The following is a 16,604-nucleotide window of genomic DNA, read 5'->3' on the forward strand; positions in this document are numbered from 1 at the left end:
GTATAGGAGAACGCCACGCCGTCGAATCGATGGAGGGTTCCAGGCGCGCGGGGCGCTCTTGCCCGCCGCGGCCGGCGTGGCCGGCTCGGCGTCCGTCAGAGCGTGGATGCTCGCCGCGGCCGATTGCCCCAACATGCCCCCGATGCAGCACGGCGCGCAGGTCGCGCAGCGGGCGGAAGATTTCCGTGCCCGCCATCAGCACGATGAGCAACGCCTCCAGGCTCATCTCGCCCGCGCTGACGCGCCAGGCGCCCAGCGCCAGCGCCAGGGCCGCGCCCAGGGCTACGCCCAGGTCGCTGATGCCGCGGGTGAGCAGGCTCACCGACAGCACCCAGAACGTGTGGCGCGACAGTTCGCGCGCCTTGGCGGCGAGCTTGCGGCCCCAGGCCCTGCCCTGGCCGAAGGCCTTCAGCGTGGGCAGGCCCTGCACCGCGTCCAGGAATTCCTCGCCGAAGCGGTCCAGCGCCTGCGAGCGCGCCATGCTGGCCTTGCGGTCGAGACGGTGCACCGCCATGGGCCCGGCCAGGGCAAAGAGGGCGGCTGCCAGGAACACCAGCGCCACCGGCACGTCCCAGCAGGCCATGACCGCGAAAATGGCGAACGGCGCGGCCGCAGAAATGGCGAGCTGGGGCAGGTACTGGCCGAAGAAGGTCTGCAGCTGCTCCACGCCGTCCACCACCGTCAGCATCACGCCGCCGGTGCGCCGCTGGGCGAACCAGGCAGGTCCGAGCGCGACGATGCGGTCGTACAGCCGGCCGCAGCGTCTGCTGCACTGCGCCGCGCAACGGTTGGCGGCCACGGTGCGGCAAGTGGTCCAGCGCCGCGCGCAGCAGCACCATCGCCGGCACGCGGCCGCGGGGGCGAGCCACTCCCGCCAGGGCGCATGGCCGAACACCCGGGCCAGCATCTGCCCCAGGAACACATAGCGCGCAATGCCGGCCCCCAGCCGCCAGCAGGCCCAGCGCGATGCCGCCCGCCATGGCGCCGCGCAGGCCCGCCGTCAGCCGCCAGAGTCTGAAATCGAAATACATGAGGTTCTCCCCGGGGCCGCGCACGCCCGCGCGGCTCCCAAGCCCGCATGTTCGGCCAAGCGGCGGTATTGCGAAAGCGATGTTTTTTCAATCCGCCGTTGAGATAAACTCAACCCATGCCCGACCTCCCTTTACGCACGCCGCCCCTGGCGGCCCTGCCGCGCCTTCGAGGCGGTGGCCCCGGCTGGGCAGCCTGACGCCGCGGCCGCCGCTTGAGCCTCAACGTGACCAAGAGCGCCGTCAGCCACCAGTGCGCTCGCTCGAGGCCGACCTGTGGCGCGCGCTGCTGCGCCGCGGCGGCACGCTGCGCCGGGCGCAGCTCACCGAGGCCGGCGAACGCCTGCTGTCCTCGGTGCAGCAAGCGCTGGCGCTGCTCGAAACCGCCTGCCGCAACGTGCGGGCCGACGCCGCGCGCAACCGCCGCACCCACACCTTGAACATCTCGGCCAACCCGTCGCTGGCCGCGCTGTGGCTGGCCCCGCGCATCGGGCGCTTCATCGAATTGCATCCCGGCATCGACGTGCAGGTCCACCATTTCCGCCTCGGCGGGAATGAGGGGCTCGTAGGAATCGGACATGGCGCGGCAGGGACGGGCGGGTGACATGAAACGGACGCCATTATCCCGCGCCGCGTTGGATGCGCGCCACAGCCCGGGCGGCGGATTGCGACCTTAGGCGCAGGCTCGGGCTTACACTGGGCCCATGGACACCTACGACCCGCCCCGCCCCAAGGCGCTGCCGATCGACCTCTGCGCAGCCATCGACGCCGCTGTCAACGCGGCCCACGCCGGGGCCGCCGTGCTGCAATCCTATGCCCATCACCGCGCCGACCTGGTCATCGACCGCAAGGCCCGCAACGATCTCGTGTCCCAGGCCGACCGCGAGGCCGAGGCCGTCATCATCGAGGAACTGCGCGCGCGGGCGCCGGGCTTCGCCATCGTGGCCGAGGAAACCGGAGGGCAGGCCGACGGCGCCGCCACCTGGTACATCGATCCGCTGGACGGCACCACCAACTTCCTGCACGACATTCCCCACTACGCCGTGTCGATCGCCCTGGTCGCGCGCGCCGGCGCCCAGGTATCGGCGCAGCAGGCGCTGGCCGAGGACACCCCGGTAGTGGGCGTGATCTACGACCCCAACCGCGAAGAGCTCTTCACCGCCGCCCACGGCCTGGGCGCCTGGCTCAATGGCCGGCGCATCGCCGTCTCCCGCACCCCGTCCATCGACGACGCGGTGCTCGCCACCGGCTTTCCGTTCCGCGATTTCTCTTTCGCCGGCCAGTACATGCCCATGCTCCACGACGCCATCAACCGCTCGCGCGGCGCGCGCCGCATGGGCGCGGCGGCGCTGGACCTGGCCTGGACGGCCTGCGGCCGGTACGACGGCTATTGGGAAATGGGGCTGGCGCCCTGGGACGTGGCCGCGGGCGCTGTCATCGTGCGCGAAGCGGGCGGCGTGTGCTGGGACATGCACCGGCAAGATCCCTGGCCCATCGGCGGTCGGCTCGTGGCCGGCAATCCGCGGGTGGGCCAGGCCCTCTACGACATGGTGGCCCCGCACCTGCGGAAATAGGCGGGGGGCCGAAGCGCAACGCCCGCTTCAATGGCCCGACATGGCGGACACGGCCTCGTCGCGCAGCTCGCGCCGCAGGATCTTGCCGACGTTGCTCTTGGGCAGTTCGTCGCGGAACTCCACGTAGCGCGGCCGCTTGTAGCCGGTGAGCTTGTCCTTGCACCAGTCCTGGATCTGCGCCTCGGTCAGCGAGGCGTCTTTCTTCACCACGAACACCTTCACGGCTTCGCCCGAATGCTCGTCGGGCACGCCCACGGCGGCGCATTCCAGCACGCCCGGGTGCGCGGCCACGGCGGCCTCCACCTCGTTGGGATAGACCTTGAAACCCGAGACCGCGATCATGTCTTTCTTGCGGTCCACGATGCGGGTGTAGCCCTGCTCGTCCATGATGCCGATGTCGCCCGTGCGGAAAAAACCGTCGGCCGTCATGGCGTGGCGCGTTTCCTCGGGCTTCTGCCAGTAGCCCAGCATGACCTGCGGCCCGCGTATGCCCACCTCGCCGCGCTCGCCCCGCGGGACTTCACGTCCCTCGTCGTCCAGGATGGCCACGTCGGTCGAGGGCAGCGGCAATCCGATGGAGCCGGAATACGCGGTGGCGTTGGTGGGGTTCACCGTGGCCACGGGAGAGGTTTCGGACAGCCCGTAACCCTCCACCAGCGGCCTGCCGGTGATCTGCAGCCAGCGTTCGGCCACCTGGCGCTGCACCGCCATGCCGCCGCCCAGGGTGAGCCGCAGCCCCGAGAAATCCAGCCTGGCGAACGCCGGATTGTGGGCCAGCGCGTTGAACAGCGTATTGACCCCCGGAAACACGTTGATGGGCGTCTTGCGCCACGCCGCGATGAGCGAGGCCTGGTCGCGCGGATTGATGATGAGCACGTTGCGCATGCCCGCGTGCAGCCCGTACAGACCGCAGACCGTCATGGCGAACACGTGGTAGAGCGGCAGGGCGCTGAGAATGGTGAGCTGCTGGCCGGCCAGGTCGTGCACCACGGGCTGCGCCACCGCCTCGGTCTGCAGCACGTTGGCGACCAGGTTGCCGTGCGACAGCATGGCTCCCTTGGGCACGCCCGTGGTGCCGCCCGTGTACTGCAGCACCGCCAGGTCGCCCATGGCCAGCCTGGGCGGAGTGAAGCTGCGGCGCGCGCCCTCGCCAAGCACGTCGACCAGCTTGCGGGCGCGTCGATGCGCCACGCCGGGATGATCTTCTTCACGTAGCGCGCCGCCAGGTTGACCAGCGGCGCCTTCAGGCCGCCCAGCAGGTCGCCGGGCCCCGTCACCACCACGTGCTTCAGCGAGCCGCGGTCGCGCACCTGCTCAAGCGTGTGCGCGAAATTCTCCAGGATGAGAATGACCGAGGCGCCGCTGTCGAGCAGCTGGCGCTGCAGCTCCTCGGCCGTATAGAGCGGATTCACGTTCACCACCACGTGTCCGGCGCGCAGCGTGCCCAGCATGCCCGCCAGGTAGGCCGGCACGTTCGGCATCATGAGCGCCACCCGCGCCCCCCGCGCCAGGTCCAGGCCCTGCAGCCAGCCCGCGAAGGCGCGGGCGTGGGCGTCCAGCTGGGCATAGGTGATGTCGCTGCCCATGGCGGTGCAGGCGATGCGCGACGCATATCGCTGGCACGCGCGGTCGAGCAGGTCGACCAGCGAGCCGTAGCCATCGGTGGAAATCTCCGCCGGAACCCCTTCGGGATAGTGCGCGAGCCAGGGACGGTCCATCGTATTTGTCTCCCTTAATCGATTTTTGGATTGATGATACCCTTCCTTCGTTCCCTCTCTTGCGCCGATTCCTATGAAACTGCTCGAACCCATCGTCGCCTGGCGCCAGGACATCGCCGCCATCCGCCGCGACATCCACGCCCATCCCGAACTTGCCTTTGAAGAATTCCGCACCGCCGACGTGGTGGCCGCCAAGCTGCAGGAATGGGGCATCGAAACCGACCGGGGCCTGGGCGGCACCGGCGTGGTGGGCATCGTGCGCGGCAACCGGCCGGGCGAACGCGCGGTCGGCCTGCGCGCCGACATGGACGCCCTGCCCATGCAGGAAGCCAACACCTTCGCCCACGCCAGCAGGCACGAGGGCAAGATGCACGCCTGCGGCCACGATGGCCACACGGCCATGCTGCTGGCGGCGGCCCGCTACCTGTCGCAGCACCGCGACTTCGCCGGCACCGTCTACCTGATCTTCCAGCCGGCCGAAGAAGGCGGCGGCGGCGCCAAGCGCATGATCGACGACGGCCTTTTCACGCGCTTTCCCATGGAAGCGGTGTTCGGCATGCACAACTGGCCGGGCCTGCCGGTGGGCGCGTTCGGCCTCACCGCCGGCCCCATCATGGCCTCCAGCAACGAGTTCTCCATTGTCATCAAGGGCAAGGGCTCGCACGCGGGCATGCCCAACCTGGGCATAGACCCCGTCATGGCCGCGGTGCAGCTCGCCCAGTCGCTGCAGACCATCATTACGCGCAACCGCAATCCGCTCGACGCCGCCGTGCTGAGCATCACCCAGATCCATGCCGGCAGCGCCGACAACGTGGTGCCCAACCACGCCGAACTGCGCGGCACGGTGCGCACCTTCACCCTGGAAGTGCTCGACCTCATCGAGCGCCGGATGGAAGAAATCTCGCGCCACACCTGCGCCGCGCTGGGCTGCGAAATGACTTTCGAGTTCCACCGCAACTACCCGCCCACCATCAACCACGCCGACGAAGCCGCATTCTGTGCCGAGGTGCTGCGCGGCATCGTGGGAGCGGAAAACGTGAACGACCACGTGCAACCCACCATGGGCGCCGAGGATTTCGCGTTCATGCTGCAGGAAAAACCCGGCTGCTACGTCTGGATCGGCAACGGCGCCGGCGAGCACCGCGACAGCGGGCATGGCCTGGGACCCTGCATGCTGCACAACGGCAGCTACGACTTCAACGACGAGCTCCTGCCGCTGGGCGGCACATACTGGGTGCAGCTTGCGCTGCAGTGGCTGGCCCGCCCCTGATCAGGCTTCCTGGCCCGGACGGGCGGCCAGGCACAGCGCGAGAAAGCGCCCGGCAGACCGGGCGGCCGCATCGGCATGCGGCACCAGAATGCTGAGCGTGCGCGTGAGCGGCCGCGGCAGCAGCCGCAGCGCGGCCAGCGCGCCATCTTCGTGACGCATCGAGATCACCGAGACGAACCCCACGCCCAGCCCGGCCCGCACCGCCTGCTTCACCCCCTCCACGCCCGCCAGTTCCAGCCCCACGGCGGGCGCCAGGCCCGCATCCTCGAAAGCCCGCTCCACCAGCCGCCGCACCCCCGAACCGGGCTCCCGCATGACGAGCGGCGACGCCGCCAGGTCGCGCAGCGTGGCGGCGCCTTTGCCGGCCAGGGCATGATCGGCCCGCGCGACGGCCACGACTTCGTCCTCGCCAGGCGTGCACGGCCGTGTCCGCCGGCAGGCCCGCCGGCACGTCGCCCTCGATGAAAGCCAGGTCCAGCGCCGGCAGCCGCTCGACGATTTCGCGCGTGTTGCCGTCCGACAGGTGCAGGCTCACGGCCGGATGCGACTGGCGGAAATCCGCCACCAGGCGCGGCAACAGGTACCCGGCAGACCGGGCGGCCGCATCGGCATGCGGCACCAGAATGCTGAGCGTGCGCGTGAGCGGCCGCGGCAGCAGCCGCAGCGCGGCCAGCGCGCCATCTTCGTGACGCATCGACATCACCGAGACGAACCCCACGCCCAGCCCGGCCCGCACCGCCTGCTTCACCCCCTCCACGCCCGCCAGTTCCAGCCCCACGGCGGGCGCCAGGCCCGCATCCTCGAAAGCCCGCTCCACCAGCCGCCGCACCCCCGAACCGGGCTCCCGCATGACGAGCGGCGACGCCGCCAGGTCGCGCAGCGTGGCGGCGCCTTTGCCGGCCAGGGCATGATCGGCCCGCACGACGGCCACGACTTCGTCCTGCCGCCAGGCGTGCACGGCCGTGTCCGCCGGCAGGCCCGCCGGCACGTCGCCCTCGATGAAAGCCAGGTCCAGCGCCGGCAGCCGCTCGACGATTTCGCGCGTGTTGCCGTCCGACAGGTGCAGGCTCACGGCCGGATGCGACTGGCGGAAATCCGCCACCAGGCGCGGCAACAGGTAGCTGGCCGGCGTGGTGCTGGCGCCCAGGCGCAGCACGCCCGTTTCCAGGCCGCGCCAGGCATCGCNGCACCTGAACCGGCCGCACCTGAGCCGGCCGCGCCTGGGCCGGCCGCGTCTTTACGCGGCGCGGCGGAACGGGCAAGATTGGGCCCTTATCGCGGCAGGACGGCGGCGTGCGCCGGGTTGCCGTCCCGAGGAAAGCCCATGGACCAGACCGACATCAAGATCTTGGCCTTGCTGCAGAAAGACGCTACCTGCTCGGTCGCGGAAATCGCCGAGCAGGTGAACCTTTCCGTCACGCCCTGCTGGCGTCGCATCCAGAAGCTCAAGGACGACGGCGTCATCGCGCGCAATGCCATCCTGCTCGATCCGCGGGCGCTGGGGCTGAACCTGACGGTGTTCGTGTCCATCAAGACCAGCCAGCACAATGCCAAGTGGACGCAGAGCCTCATCGGCGCGGTAATGGCCCTGCCGAACGTGGTGGAGTTCCACCGCATGGCGGGCGACATCGATTACCTGCTCAAGGTGGTGGTCGAGGACATGGCGGCCTACGACCGCTTTTACCGGCGGCTGATCGACGCGGTGGACCTGCTGGACGTGAGCGCCAGCTTTTCCATGGAAGTCATCAAGAGCACTACCGAGCTGCCGCTGGACGCCGTGTGAGGCGGGCAGCCCGCCGCGCGCCGGTTCGCGCGGCGCGCAAATTTATTTCCCCGGAAGGCCGCGCGGCGGATGCAATTTGCCGGCGGACGGCCGTCGCCCCCCTCATCGCGCAATGATTTTGCGTGGTCCGCGGCGTAGGATATCGCCCATTCCCGCATGGGAGCGTATTTCCGGGCTATCAGAGGAAGCTATGTCGTTGGCAGTGCCCGCCGGCTGCGGCGGATCGGACAAGACGCGCGGCGCGGCGTCGGTGGAGGAATTGCTCGCCGGCTGGAACGGCGTGGACGATCTCTGGGTGTTCGCCTATGGCTCGCTGATCTGGCGGCCCGGCTTTGCCTGGCGCGAGCGCCGCCTGGCCACGGTGCGCGGCTACCACCGCTCGCTCTGTCTCTGGTCGCACGATCATCGCGGGTCGCCCGACAATCCCGGTCTGGTGTTCGGGCTCGACCGGGGCGGCTGCTGCCGCGGGGTGGCGTTCCGGGTCGCTGCAAACGAGGTGCCGGACGTGTTCCAGATGCTGTGGCGGCGCGGAATGGTGTCGGGCGCCTACACGCCGCGCTGGCTGGCCTGCCATACCGATCCACAGCCGGTCAGGGGATTGGTATTCCTGCTGAACCGCGCATGCCGGCACTATGCCGCCGGCCTGAGCGAAGACCGGCTGCTGGCCTCGGTGCGCAATGCGGTGGGCCAGTCGGGTCCCTGCCTGGACTACGTGGTCGAAACGGAGCGGGCGCTGCGCGCGCACGGCATCGAGGACTGGCGCCTGGGCGAACTGGTGCGCAGGCTGGGCGGCGGCATGATGGGACGTCCTCTCGAAGAAGCCGGCGCGGGCGGCTAGAGCGCTTGCTTCAGAAGGCCCAGCGTCCGAACACGAAGAGCACGTTGCCCGCGCCCTGGCCGCCCGGGATGTAGGTGGCGTAGAGCATGGCGTTCCTGTATCCCGCGCCCACTAGCGGCAGCACGCCGGGAAAGGGCGCGTAATGCATGATGTCGCGCCTGGCGGTGAGAAACACGGTGTAGCCCGCGCCGAGCCGGAAGTTCTCGCTCACCTGGCCGATTTTCAGGAAACCGTAGCCCGCGATGGGTTCGACCTTGCTGTGCGAATCCAGGAAGGCCATGGCGTACAGGCCCTGCCAGTCGCCGTCTTCGTCGTAAATGCTGCGCCCGTATCCGCCGCCGATGGCGAACTCGCGGAAGCTCCGGATCTTGTCCGCGCTGTACGCGCCGCGGTTGTGCCAGGCATAGCCGGTCAGATAGAGATCGTCGCCGCCCTGGCTCCATATCTGGTCCAGGCGGCCGCAGGCGGACCGGGCCCACGCGGGCACGCTGTCGCATGCGCGGGCGGCGTGGGGAAAGACGGAAAGGGAAAACAGGAAGCAGGCGAGGGCGATGCGGACTCTGGCGTACATGCGGCGGCAAACCGGGGCGGCCGTGGGCCGCGCGGCGGGAAAGAAAGACAACGCCCTCTACTGTAAAGGCGCTGTCACGGGTTTCCCTGTCGGTCGGCTTTCAGCCCGGCGCGCGCCGCCCGCCGGCGGCAAGATTCGTAGGTTTACGTTGTGCCGGCCCTACAAAAGAAAGAGCGTGGCCAGTCCCAGGAAAATGAAAAACCCCAGCGAGTCGGTGGCGAAGGTGAGCAGCACCGAAGAACCCATGGCCGGATCCTTGCCAAAGCGCGCGCGCACCATGGGCACGAGCACGCCGACGCTGGCGCCCACCAGCATGTTGCAGACCATGGCGGCCATCATGACGAGCGCGATGGAGATCGAATCGGAAATGGCCCAGGCGAAAAGCGCCGCGCCCACGCTGCCGCACAGGCCCACCATGAGGGTCACGAACAGCTCCCGCTTGATGAGCTGCCAGATGTTGCGCCCCGTGATGCGGCCCATGGCCAGGGCGCGGATGATGAGCGTCATGGTCTGGTTGCCCGAATTGCCGCCGATGCCCGCCACGATGGACATGAGGAAGGCGAGGATCACGATGTGGCTCACCGTGCTCTCGAACTGGGACGCCACGAAGGAGGCCGTGGCGGCCGTACAGAGGTTGAACAGCAGCCACGGCGCGCGGTTGCGCAACGCGGTGGTCACCGGCGCGAAGATGTCTTCTTCCTGCAGGCCGGCGCGCGAAAGCGCCTGCTCCTGGGAGTCTTCGCGCATCACGTCCACCACGTCGGCGATGGTGACGCGGCCGATGAGGCGGCCCTGGTCGTCGATGACCGGCGCGGACACCAGGTCGTAGCGTTCGAAGGCGCCGGCCGCGTCGGCGTCGGAGTCGAGCGGGTTGAGCGTGAGGAAATCGGAGTTCATCACGGCCCGCACCTCGGTCTCGGGCTCGCTGACGAGCAGGCGCGAGAGCGGCAGGATGCCCTGGAGCTTGTCCTGGCGGTCCACGACGAAGATCTGGTCGGTGTGGTCGGGCAGTTCGTGCAGCCGCCGCAGGTAGCGCAGCACGACTTCCAGGGTCACGTCCTCGCGCACCCGCACCATCTCGAAGTCCATGATGGCGCCCACGCTGTCTTCCGGATAGCCCATGGCTTCCAGCAGCTGCGCGCGCTCTTCTTCGGTCAGGCCCTTCTGGACCTCGGCCACCACGTCGGGCGGCAGGTCCGGCGCCAGGTCGGCCAGCTCGTCGGCGTCCATGTTGCCGGTAGCGGCCACCAGGTCCTGGCGGTCCATCGCCTCGATGAGCGATTCGCGCACCCAGTCTTCGACCTCGAGCAGCACGTCGGCGTCGTGTTCGGGGCTGACCAGCTTCCAGATGGCCTGGCGCTCGTCCTTGGGCAGCGACTCCAGGATGAAGGCGATGTCGGCCGGATGCAGGCCGTCGAGCAGCTGCTTCAGCTCGGCCTCGTGCTGGCGCTGCACCAGGTCTTCGACCAGGGATGCCTTGTCGTCGCCTTCTTCCTGGCGGTGCACCAGGTCGGAAACCAGTTGCTGGCGGCGCAATCGCTCTGGACTTCGGCCAGGGCGTGCTGGGCGTCTTCGGGGTCGAGGCGGCGGGGCGTCGCGGGCGGTTTCTGCGCGGCGGCGGACTGCGTCATGCGTTACGGCTCAAAGTTTGGGTAGGGGACGGCTGCGGCGCGCTTCGTCGGTGGCGACGTAGGTGAGGGTGGCTTCGGTGACCTTGACCACCTCGGCGTCGAGCCGCTGGCGTTCGGCATAGACTTCCACCGCGACCGTGATGGACGTGGTGCCGGTCTTGACGATGGCGGCGTAGAAACTGAGCAGATCGCCGACGAAGACGGGCTGCTTGAACTGGAACGCGTTGACGGCCACGGTGGCCACCCGGCCCGCGGCCCGCCGGGCGGCGGGAATGGAGCCGGCGATGTCCACCTGCGACATGATCCAGCCGCCGAACACGTCGCCATGGATGTTGGCGTCGGCCGGCATGGGCATGACGCGCAGCACGGGTTCGCGGTCGGTGGGAAGCGTAGTGAAGGGGACGGGGGTGCTGGAGGTCATGCGGCCGGCTCCATGGCGGGAAACCAGCCGATTATGCAGGAAAAATCAGACCCGGGTATGCCGCTTTGCGCCCGCCCGCCGCCGGCGGGCGGCGTCAGGCGGCGAGTTTGACGATGCCGTAGCCTCCAACCAACAGCCAGGCGTATAGGATGAGGCCCAGCGCCATTACGCGGGGGCCGGCCTTGCGGATCTGCGCGAAGCGGGTTTCGATGCCCAGGGCCGTCATGGCCATGGTGAGCGCGAAGACGTCGAGCCGGCGGATGGCGGCCACCGCGTCGGCCGGCAGGACGTGCAGCGAATTGATGATGGCCAGCGCGAGAAAGCCCACCGCGAACCAGGGAATGGGCAGCTTGGCGCCCTTGCCGTGGCCGCCGGCATGGCTGGCGGCGCTGCGCAGGTACATGCCCAGCACCAGCAGCACCGGCACCAGCAGGGCCACGCGCGTCATCTTGACGATGGTGGCGACTTCGGTGGTGGCCGGATCGATGTTGCTGGCCGCGCCCACCACCTGGGCCACCTCATGTATGGTGCCGCCGATGTAGATGCCCAGCGCCTGGGTGTCCAGGCCCAGCCAGCCCGCGTGGTAGAGCACGGGGTACAGGAACATGGACAGCGTGCCGAACAGCACCACCGTGGCGACCGCCACCGCGCTCTTGTGCGGGGCCGCGCGCAGCGGCGGCTCGAAGGCCAGGACGGCGGCGGCGCCGCAGATGGCGCTGCCGCCGAGGTGAGCATGGCGGTGTCGCGGTCCAGGCCCAGCAGGCGCTGCCCCACCACGGTGCCGATGACCAGGGTGCCCACCACGACCGAGACCGACACCGCCAGGCCCGGCAGCCCGACCGCCATAATCTGCTGGATGCTGATGTTCAGCCCGTAGAACGCCACCGCGATGCGCAGCAGGCGGCGCGCGGTGAAGTTCACGCCCGCGCCCCATTCCGCCGGCATGGTGCCGCGCAGGAAGTTGCCGTACAGCATGCCGCAAACGATGCCCACCACCAGCGGCGAGAACCCGAGCTGCCGGATGAAGGGCAGGTCGGCGAGCTGCATGACGGCCGCGGCCATCAGGCCGACGAACAGCACGCCGTTGAGGCGGTCGCGCCATGGCGTGGCGGGCGCCGCGTGGGCGGGGCTCGCGGCGGGTGCGGAAAGCGGGGCGGCGGTGGAGGAGGAGCTCATGGCGGGCCTTTCTGGGCATAACTTAATAACTTCCCGAAATATTAATGAGGCCGCTATTATTTGAAAAATTTTTATTTTCTATAATTACTATCCAAATTACCGATATCGAGCCATGACGCCCGACCAGCTCCTCACCTTTGCCTGCGTGGCCGATGCCGGCAACATCAGCCGGGCCGCGCAGATTCTGCATCTGTCGATTTCGGCGCGCAATGCCGCCAGGTCCGCGCTGTAAGACGCATGATTCGCCATGTCGTGCCCCGAGTGTGGCTCAGCCCTGAATGATTTCCAGCTTGGCGATGCCCAGCGCCAAGGTCTTGGCGCCCACGTCGCGGAACTGGATCTGGGCCTGGGCGTCCTGCCCGGCGCCGCTCAGCCCGATGATGGTGCCGTCTCCGAAGCGCGCGTGGCGCACGCCCTGCCCTACACGATACTGCTTATCGCCCACGGTGACGCCGCTGGTCGCGCTGCGCGCTTGACGCGGCGCAATCGTATTGGTGGGCCGGCGTCCGAACGCATCGGCGCGCTGCCTGCCCAGGCCGCCTGCTGCGGGCCGCCGTGGCCCGCGCCCGCCCGGGGGCTGAGCCATTTCAGGTGCTGCTCGGGGATTTCCTCCAGGAAGCGCGAGCGCATGGCGTAGCGGGTCTGGCCGTGCAGCATGCGGCTTTGCGCCAGGGTGATGTACAGCCGTTCGCGGGCCCGCGTGATGGCCACGTACATCAGGCGGCGTTCTTCTTCCAGGCCCGAGGGTTCGAGAATGCTGTTCTCGTGCGGGAACAGCCCCTCTTCCAGGCCGGTGATGAAGACGTTGTTGAACTCCAGGCCCTTGGCGGCATGCACGGTCATGAGCTGCACCGCGTCCTGGCCCTGCTGGGCCTGGTTGTCGCCGGCTTCCAGCGCCGCGTGCGACAGGAAAGCCGCCAGCGGCGTCATGGCGTCGGGAACCAGGGCTGGCGCATCGACCACGCCCGGCATCAGCGTGGACGAGGTGTCGTGCTCGGGCACCACGCCCGCGGGCAGGCCGTCGTAGTTTTCCTCGGAAGCGAACACCGCCGCGGCCGTGATCAGTTCGTTCAGGTTCTCCAGGCGCTCCGCGCCTCGCGCTCGGATTCGTAGTGCGCCTTGAGGCCGCTGGCCTCGAGCATGTGCTCCACCATTTCCGGCAGCGGCAGGTCGCGGGTTTCCGCGATGAGCCGGTTGATGAGCTGGGCGAACTGCGCCAGATTGGAGCCCCCCTTGCCGCCCACCCGGCCCACCGCCGAATACAGGCTGCCATTGTCGGCGCGCGCCGCGTCGGCAAGCTGCTCCAGGGTGCGCGCGCCGATGCCGCGCGTGGGGAAATTGACCACGCGCATCCAGGACGTGTCGTCGTGCGGATTGGCCATGAGCCGCAGGTAGGCCAGCGCGTGCTTGATTTCCTGGCGCTCGAAAAAGCGCAGGCCGCCGTACACCTTGTAGGGAATGCCGGCCGAGAAAATGGCGTGCTCGAGCACGCGCGACTGTGCGTTGCTGCGGTACAGCACGGCGATTTCGCGGCGGTCGCTGCCCTCGTGGATGAGCGAGCGGATCTCGTCCACCACCCACTGCGCCTCCATGGCGTCGGAAGGCAGCTCCATGACGCGCACCGGCTCGCCCTCGCCCTGCTCGGTCCAGAGGTTCTTGCCCAGCCGGCCGGTGTTATGGCCGATGAGCGCGTTGGCCGAGTCCAGGATGTGGCCGTAGGAACGGTAGTTCTGCTCCAGGCGGATGACCGTGCCGTGGGCGTACTCGCGCTCGAAGTCGGCCATGTTGCCGACGTTGGCGCCTCGGAAAGCGTAGATGGACTGGTCGTCGTCGCCCACCGCGAAGATGGCGGCGCCGCCGCCCGCCAGCAGGCGCAGCCACTTGTACTGCAGCGTGTTCGTGTCCTGGAACTCGTCGACCAGGATGTGGCGGAAGCGGCGCTGGTAGTGCTCGCGCACCGGCGCGTTGCGCGACAGCAGTTCGTAGGCGCGCAGCAGCAGCTCGGCGAAATCGACCACGCCCTCGCGCTGGCACTGGGCCTCGTAGAGCTGGTAGACCTCGATGAGGCGGCGGCGGTGCGCGTCGTAGGCTTCCACGTCGGCCGGCCGCAGGCCCTCTTCCTTGGCGCCGTTGATGAAGCGCTGCACGTCGCGCGGCGGGTACTTCTCGTCGTCGACGCCGTTGGCCTTCATGAGCCGCTTGATGGCGGCGAGCTGGTCGGTGACGTCGAGAATCTGGAAGCTCTGCGGCAGGCCGGCATCGCGGTGGTGCGCGCGCAGCATGCGGTTGCACAGGCCGTGGAAGGTGCCGATCCAGAGTCCGCGCGTGTCGATCGGCAGCATGGCCGACATGCGGGCGAGCATTTCGCGCGCCGCCTTGTTGGTGAACGTGACCGCCAGGAGCCCAAAAGGCGAAGCCTGGCCGGTTTGAATCAGCCAGGCCATCCGGGTGGTGAGCACCCGGGTCTTGCCGCTGCCCGCCCCGGCCAGGACCAGGGCGTGCTGCGGTTCGAGGGTTACTGCGGCGCGTTGTTCAGGGTTGAGCTGCTCTAGCATCATGCCGCATAGCGGCGCAGGCGTTGCGCGAACTGCTCGAGACCGTCGATGCCGCTTTGCTGGGCACGCTGGCACCAGGCTTGCAGGTCATGCAGCAACTGTTCGCTGCTGGCGCTGGAGCTTTCCCAGATGCGTCCCAGCTCGCGGCGCATCTGCACCAGCGTGGAAAGCGCCTTGTTCTGGGCAATGGCCTGGTCCACGGCCTCGCGCTGCTCGGGCTGGAGGATGTCTTCGTTGCGGTGCAGGGCGCGGCGCACGCTGTAAAGCTTGCGCCAGCCGCTGTCGGCCGTGTCCTTGCTGGAAGCCTTCAGACGGGCCAGTTCCTGGCGGGCGGCGCGCTTCATGACGTCGGCGTAGCGGGCCATGACTTCGTAGCGGTGGGTGATCACGCCCTGCAGGGTGCGCAGGTCGATGCCCGTGCGGGAGTCGTCGAGCTTGAGCTTGGGCGCGACCTTCTTGACCTTGGCCAGGCCCAGGAACTTCAGCACGCTGATGTAGCACCAGCCCAGGTCGAATTCGTACCACTTGGCCGAGAACTTGGCCGAGGTGCCGTGGGCGTGGTGGTTGTTGTGCAGCTCTTCGCCGCCGATGATGATGCCCCACGGGAACACGTTGGTGCTGGTGTCCGGGCTGTTGTAGTTGCGGTAGCCCCAGTAGTGGCCGATGCCGTTCACCACGCCGGCCGCCCAGAACGGGATCCAGGCCATCTGCACGGCCCAGACCGTGAGGCCGATGGCGCCGAACAGGGCGATGTCGATGGCGAGCATGATGAGCACGCCCAGCAGGCTGTGCTTGCTGTAGATGTTGCGCTCGAGCCAGTCGTCGGGCGTGCCGTGGCCGAACTTGGCCATGGTTTCCTTGTTGGCCGATTCCTGGCGGTACAGCTCGGCCCCGCGGAACAGCACCTTCCAGATGCCGAACAGCATGGGCGAGTGGGGATCGCCGTCTTTTTCGCACTTGGCGTGATGCTTGCGATGGATGGCCACCCATTCCTTGGTGACCATGCCGGTCGTCATCCAGAGCCAGAACCGGAAGAAATGCATGACGGCGGGATGCAGATCCAGCCCCCGGTGCGCCTGGCTGCGATGGAGGAATACCGTCACCGAGATGATGGTGATGTGCGTCATCACGAGCGTGTAGACGACGATTTGCCACCAGCTGGCTTTGGTCAGGCCGTCGGCAAAGAAGGAGAGGATGTAATCCATAAAGCTGTTGTGAGCCTCGCTAGAAGAGTGGCTGAAGTTTAGCTTACCTTGAATCGCTTATGACATCGCGGTTTCAAAATAGTAATTGAGGGAAATCAAGCACTAAGCCGGACTTTTGACCACGAAACGCCCTGCTTGCCCGCAAGGCGGGCAAGCAGGGCCGCCCGGCGCGGCCCCGTTATTCGGGAAATGATGCGTCCCGGTTTACGGTTGGCGATGCGCGCGGGCCTCTGCATTGGGCCGGGCCCGCAGCTTAAAGTTCCTGTCAGCGGGTTTTCGGAAAGCTTGCAGCGGCCCGGGCTTGCGGCGGCCGCCGGAGTGGCCCACACTGCCGGGCGCCGTTTCATTGCCGAAAAAACCATGCCGCCGTTCCGTATCCGCCCGCTTCCGCTTTCCCGTTCCTGCGCCGCGCTCGCCGCGGCGGCCCTGCCGGCCCTTTCGGCTCTTCCGGCCGGCACGGCCGCGCAGACCCTCAAGACGGGCGACGTGGCGGTGCTGGCCTCGTACTATGAAATCCGGGGCGCGGATTGCCTCGCCCTGCGCGCCCCGCGTGTGGTGATTACGCAACCTCCGGCCCTCGGCCAGGCCCATGTGCAGCAGACCCGCGGCCAGGCCGGCGCTTCGGGCCGCTGCGCCTACAAGGCCGTCCCCATTTCGCAAGTGGTGTACCAGGCCCGCCAGCCCGGCACGGACGTTCTGGCGTGGGAAGTGAAATACCAGGACAAATCGCTGGGCACGCGCCATTACAACGCCCGCGTGGGCGTGACGCCAGCCCCCTGAGCCGGGGGGCGACCGGCTAGGGCGACCGGCTAGGGCGACCGGCCAGGGCGACCG

The 16,604-nt window shown here is 68.5% G+C and carries 11 protein-coding genes and 7 pseudogenes; 7 read left to right on the forward strand and 11 right to left on the reverse strand.

The window, feature by feature from the left end:
• Window positions 1–922, reverse strand: a 922-nt coding sequence (locus AD428_RS16940; protein WP_255352266.1) for an ABC transporter transmembrane domain-containing protein, incomplete at its 3' end; no start/stop codon positions are given.
• A gap of 359 nt (window positions 923–1,281) precedes the next feature.
• Here AD428_RS16940 and AD428_RS16945 point away from each other — a divergent pair.
• Both AD428_RS16945 and AD428_RS16950 read left to right on the forward strand, forming a co-directional pair.
• On the forward strand, window positions 1,282–1,632 hold the full coding sequence (locus tag AD428_RS16945) for a hypothetical protein (RefSeq protein ID WP_235490679.1): 351 nt from the start codon (window positions 1,282–1,284) through the stop codon (window positions 1,630–1,632).
• A 100-nt stretch (window positions 1,633–1,732) separates the two neighbouring features.
• Window positions 1,733–2,602 carry an inositol monophosphatase family protein gene (locus AD428_RS16950; protein ID WP_053245955.1) on the forward strand — a complete coding sequence of 290 codons (870 nt, stop codon included), beginning with the start codon at window positions 1,733–1,735 and terminating at the stop codon, window positions 2,600–2,602.
• 27 nt (window positions 2,603–2,629) lie between these two features.
• Here AD428_RS16950 and AD428_RS16955 read toward each other — a convergent pair.
• Window positions 2,630–4,320: pseudogene (locus AD428_RS16955) on the reverse strand (AMP-binding protein).
• A gap of 73 nt (window positions 4,321–4,393) precedes the next feature.
• Between AD428_RS16955 and AD428_RS16960 the strand changes: the two are divergent.
• On the forward strand, window positions 4,394–5,590 hold the full coding sequence (locus AD428_RS16960; RefSeq protein ID WP_053245956.1) for a M20 aminoacylase family protein: 1,197 nt from the start codon (window positions 4,394–4,396) through the stop codon (window positions 5,588–5,590).
• Here AD428_RS16960 and AD428_RS16965 read toward each other — a convergent pair whose 3' ends face one another.
• From AD428_RS16965 to AD428_RS16970, 3 genes and pseudogenes are all read right to left on the reverse strand, one after another.
• Window positions 5,591–5,986: a LysR substrate-binding domain-containing protein gene (locus AD428_RS16965; protein WP_369798776.1), complete on the reverse strand. Its 396-nt coding sequence runs from the start codon at window positions 5,984–5,986 to the stop codon at window positions 5,591–5,593.
• Between the two features lie 112 nt (window positions 5,987–6,098).
• Window positions 6,099–6,155, reverse strand: a pseudogene (locus tag AD428_RS29620) (hypothetical protein); the annotation flags it as partial.
• Window positions 6,150–6,775, reverse strand: a pseudogene (locus tag AD428_RS16970) (LysR substrate-binding domain-containing protein); the annotation flags it as partial. The pseudogenes AD428_RS16970 and AD428_RS29620, both read right to left, overlap by 6 nt.
• A 139-nt stretch (window positions 6,776–6,914) precedes the next feature.
• Here AD428_RS16970 and AD428_RS16975 point away from each other — a divergent pair.
• Together AD428_RS16975 and AD428_RS16980 are read left to right on the forward strand one after the other, a co-directional pair.
• On the forward strand, window positions 6,915–7,373 hold the full coding sequence (locus tag AD428_RS16975; RefSeq protein ID WP_053245957.1) for an Lrp/AsnC family transcriptional regulator: 459 nt from the start codon (window positions 6,915–6,917) through the stop codon (window positions 7,371–7,373).
• A gap of 190 nt (window positions 7,374–7,563) precedes the next feature.
• The gene (locus AD428_RS16980; protein ID WP_053245958.1) at window positions 7,564–8,211 is read left to right on the forward strand and encodes a gamma-glutamylcyclotransferase; all 648 of its coding nucleotides are present in this window, start codon (window positions 7,564–7,566) and stop codon (window positions 8,209–8,211) included.
• A gap of 10 nt (window positions 8,212–8,221) precedes the next feature.
• Here AD428_RS16980 and pagP read toward each other — a convergent pair whose 3' ends face one another.
• The 4 genes and pseudogenes from pagP to AD428_RS17000 form a co-directional block, all read right to left on the reverse strand.
• Window positions 8,222–8,782 carry a lipid IV(A) palmitoyltransferase PagP gene (gene pagP, locus AD428_RS16985; RefSeq protein WP_053245961.1) on the reverse strand — a complete coding sequence of 187 codons (561 nt, stop codon included), beginning with the start codon at window positions 8,780–8,782 and terminating at the stop codon, window positions 8,222–8,224.
• Window positions 8,783–8,941: 159 nt separating this feature from the next.
• Window positions 8,942–10,413, reverse strand: a pseudogene (gene mgtE / locus AD428_RS16990) (magnesium transporter).
• 10 nt (window positions 10,414–10,423) lie between these two features.
• Window positions 10,424–10,834 carry an acyl-CoA thioesterase gene (locus AD428_RS16995; protein ID WP_053245959.1) on the reverse strand — a complete coding sequence of 137 codons (411 nt, stop codon included), beginning with the start codon at window positions 10,832–10,834 and terminating at the stop codon, window positions 10,424–10,426.
• Between the two features lie 94 nt (window positions 10,835–10,928).
• Window positions 10,929–11,896: pseudogene (locus tag AD428_RS17000) on the reverse strand (YeiH family protein).
• Between the two features lie 226 nt (window positions 11,897–12,122).
• Here AD428_RS17000 and AD428_RS26275 point away from each other — a divergent pair.
• Window positions 12,123–12,206, forward strand: a pseudogene (locus AD428_RS26275) (helix-turn-helix domain-containing protein); the annotation flags it as partial.
• Window positions 12,207–12,278: 72 nt separating this feature from the next.
• Here AD428_RS26275 and AD428_RS17005 read toward each other — a convergent pair.
• Both AD428_RS17005 and AD428_RS17010 read right to left on the reverse strand, forming a co-directional pair.
• Window positions 12,279–14,568 (reverse strand): annotated as a pseudogene (locus AD428_RS17005) (UvrD-helicase domain-containing protein).
• Complete coding sequence (locus tag AD428_RS17010; protein WP_053245960.1) at window positions 14,565–15,770, reverse strand: DesA family fatty acid desaturase; 1,206 nt, start codon at window positions 15,768–15,770, stop codon at window positions 14,565–14,567. Before AD428_RS17010 ends, AD428_RS17005 begins: the two are co-directional and overlap by 4 nt.
• Before the next feature lie 360 nt (window positions 15,771–16,130).
• On the opposite strand from AD428_RS17010, the gene AD428_RS17015 reads away from it, so the two are divergent.
• A complete protein-coding gene (locus AD428_RS17015; RefSeq protein WP_082308471.1) occupies window positions 16,131–16,550 on the forward strand; it encodes a hypothetical protein in 420 nt (139 codons plus the stop codon).
• Window positions 16,551–16,604: the final 54 nt, after the last annotated feature.

The organism is Achromobacter sp. DMS1 (assembly GCF_001270295.1).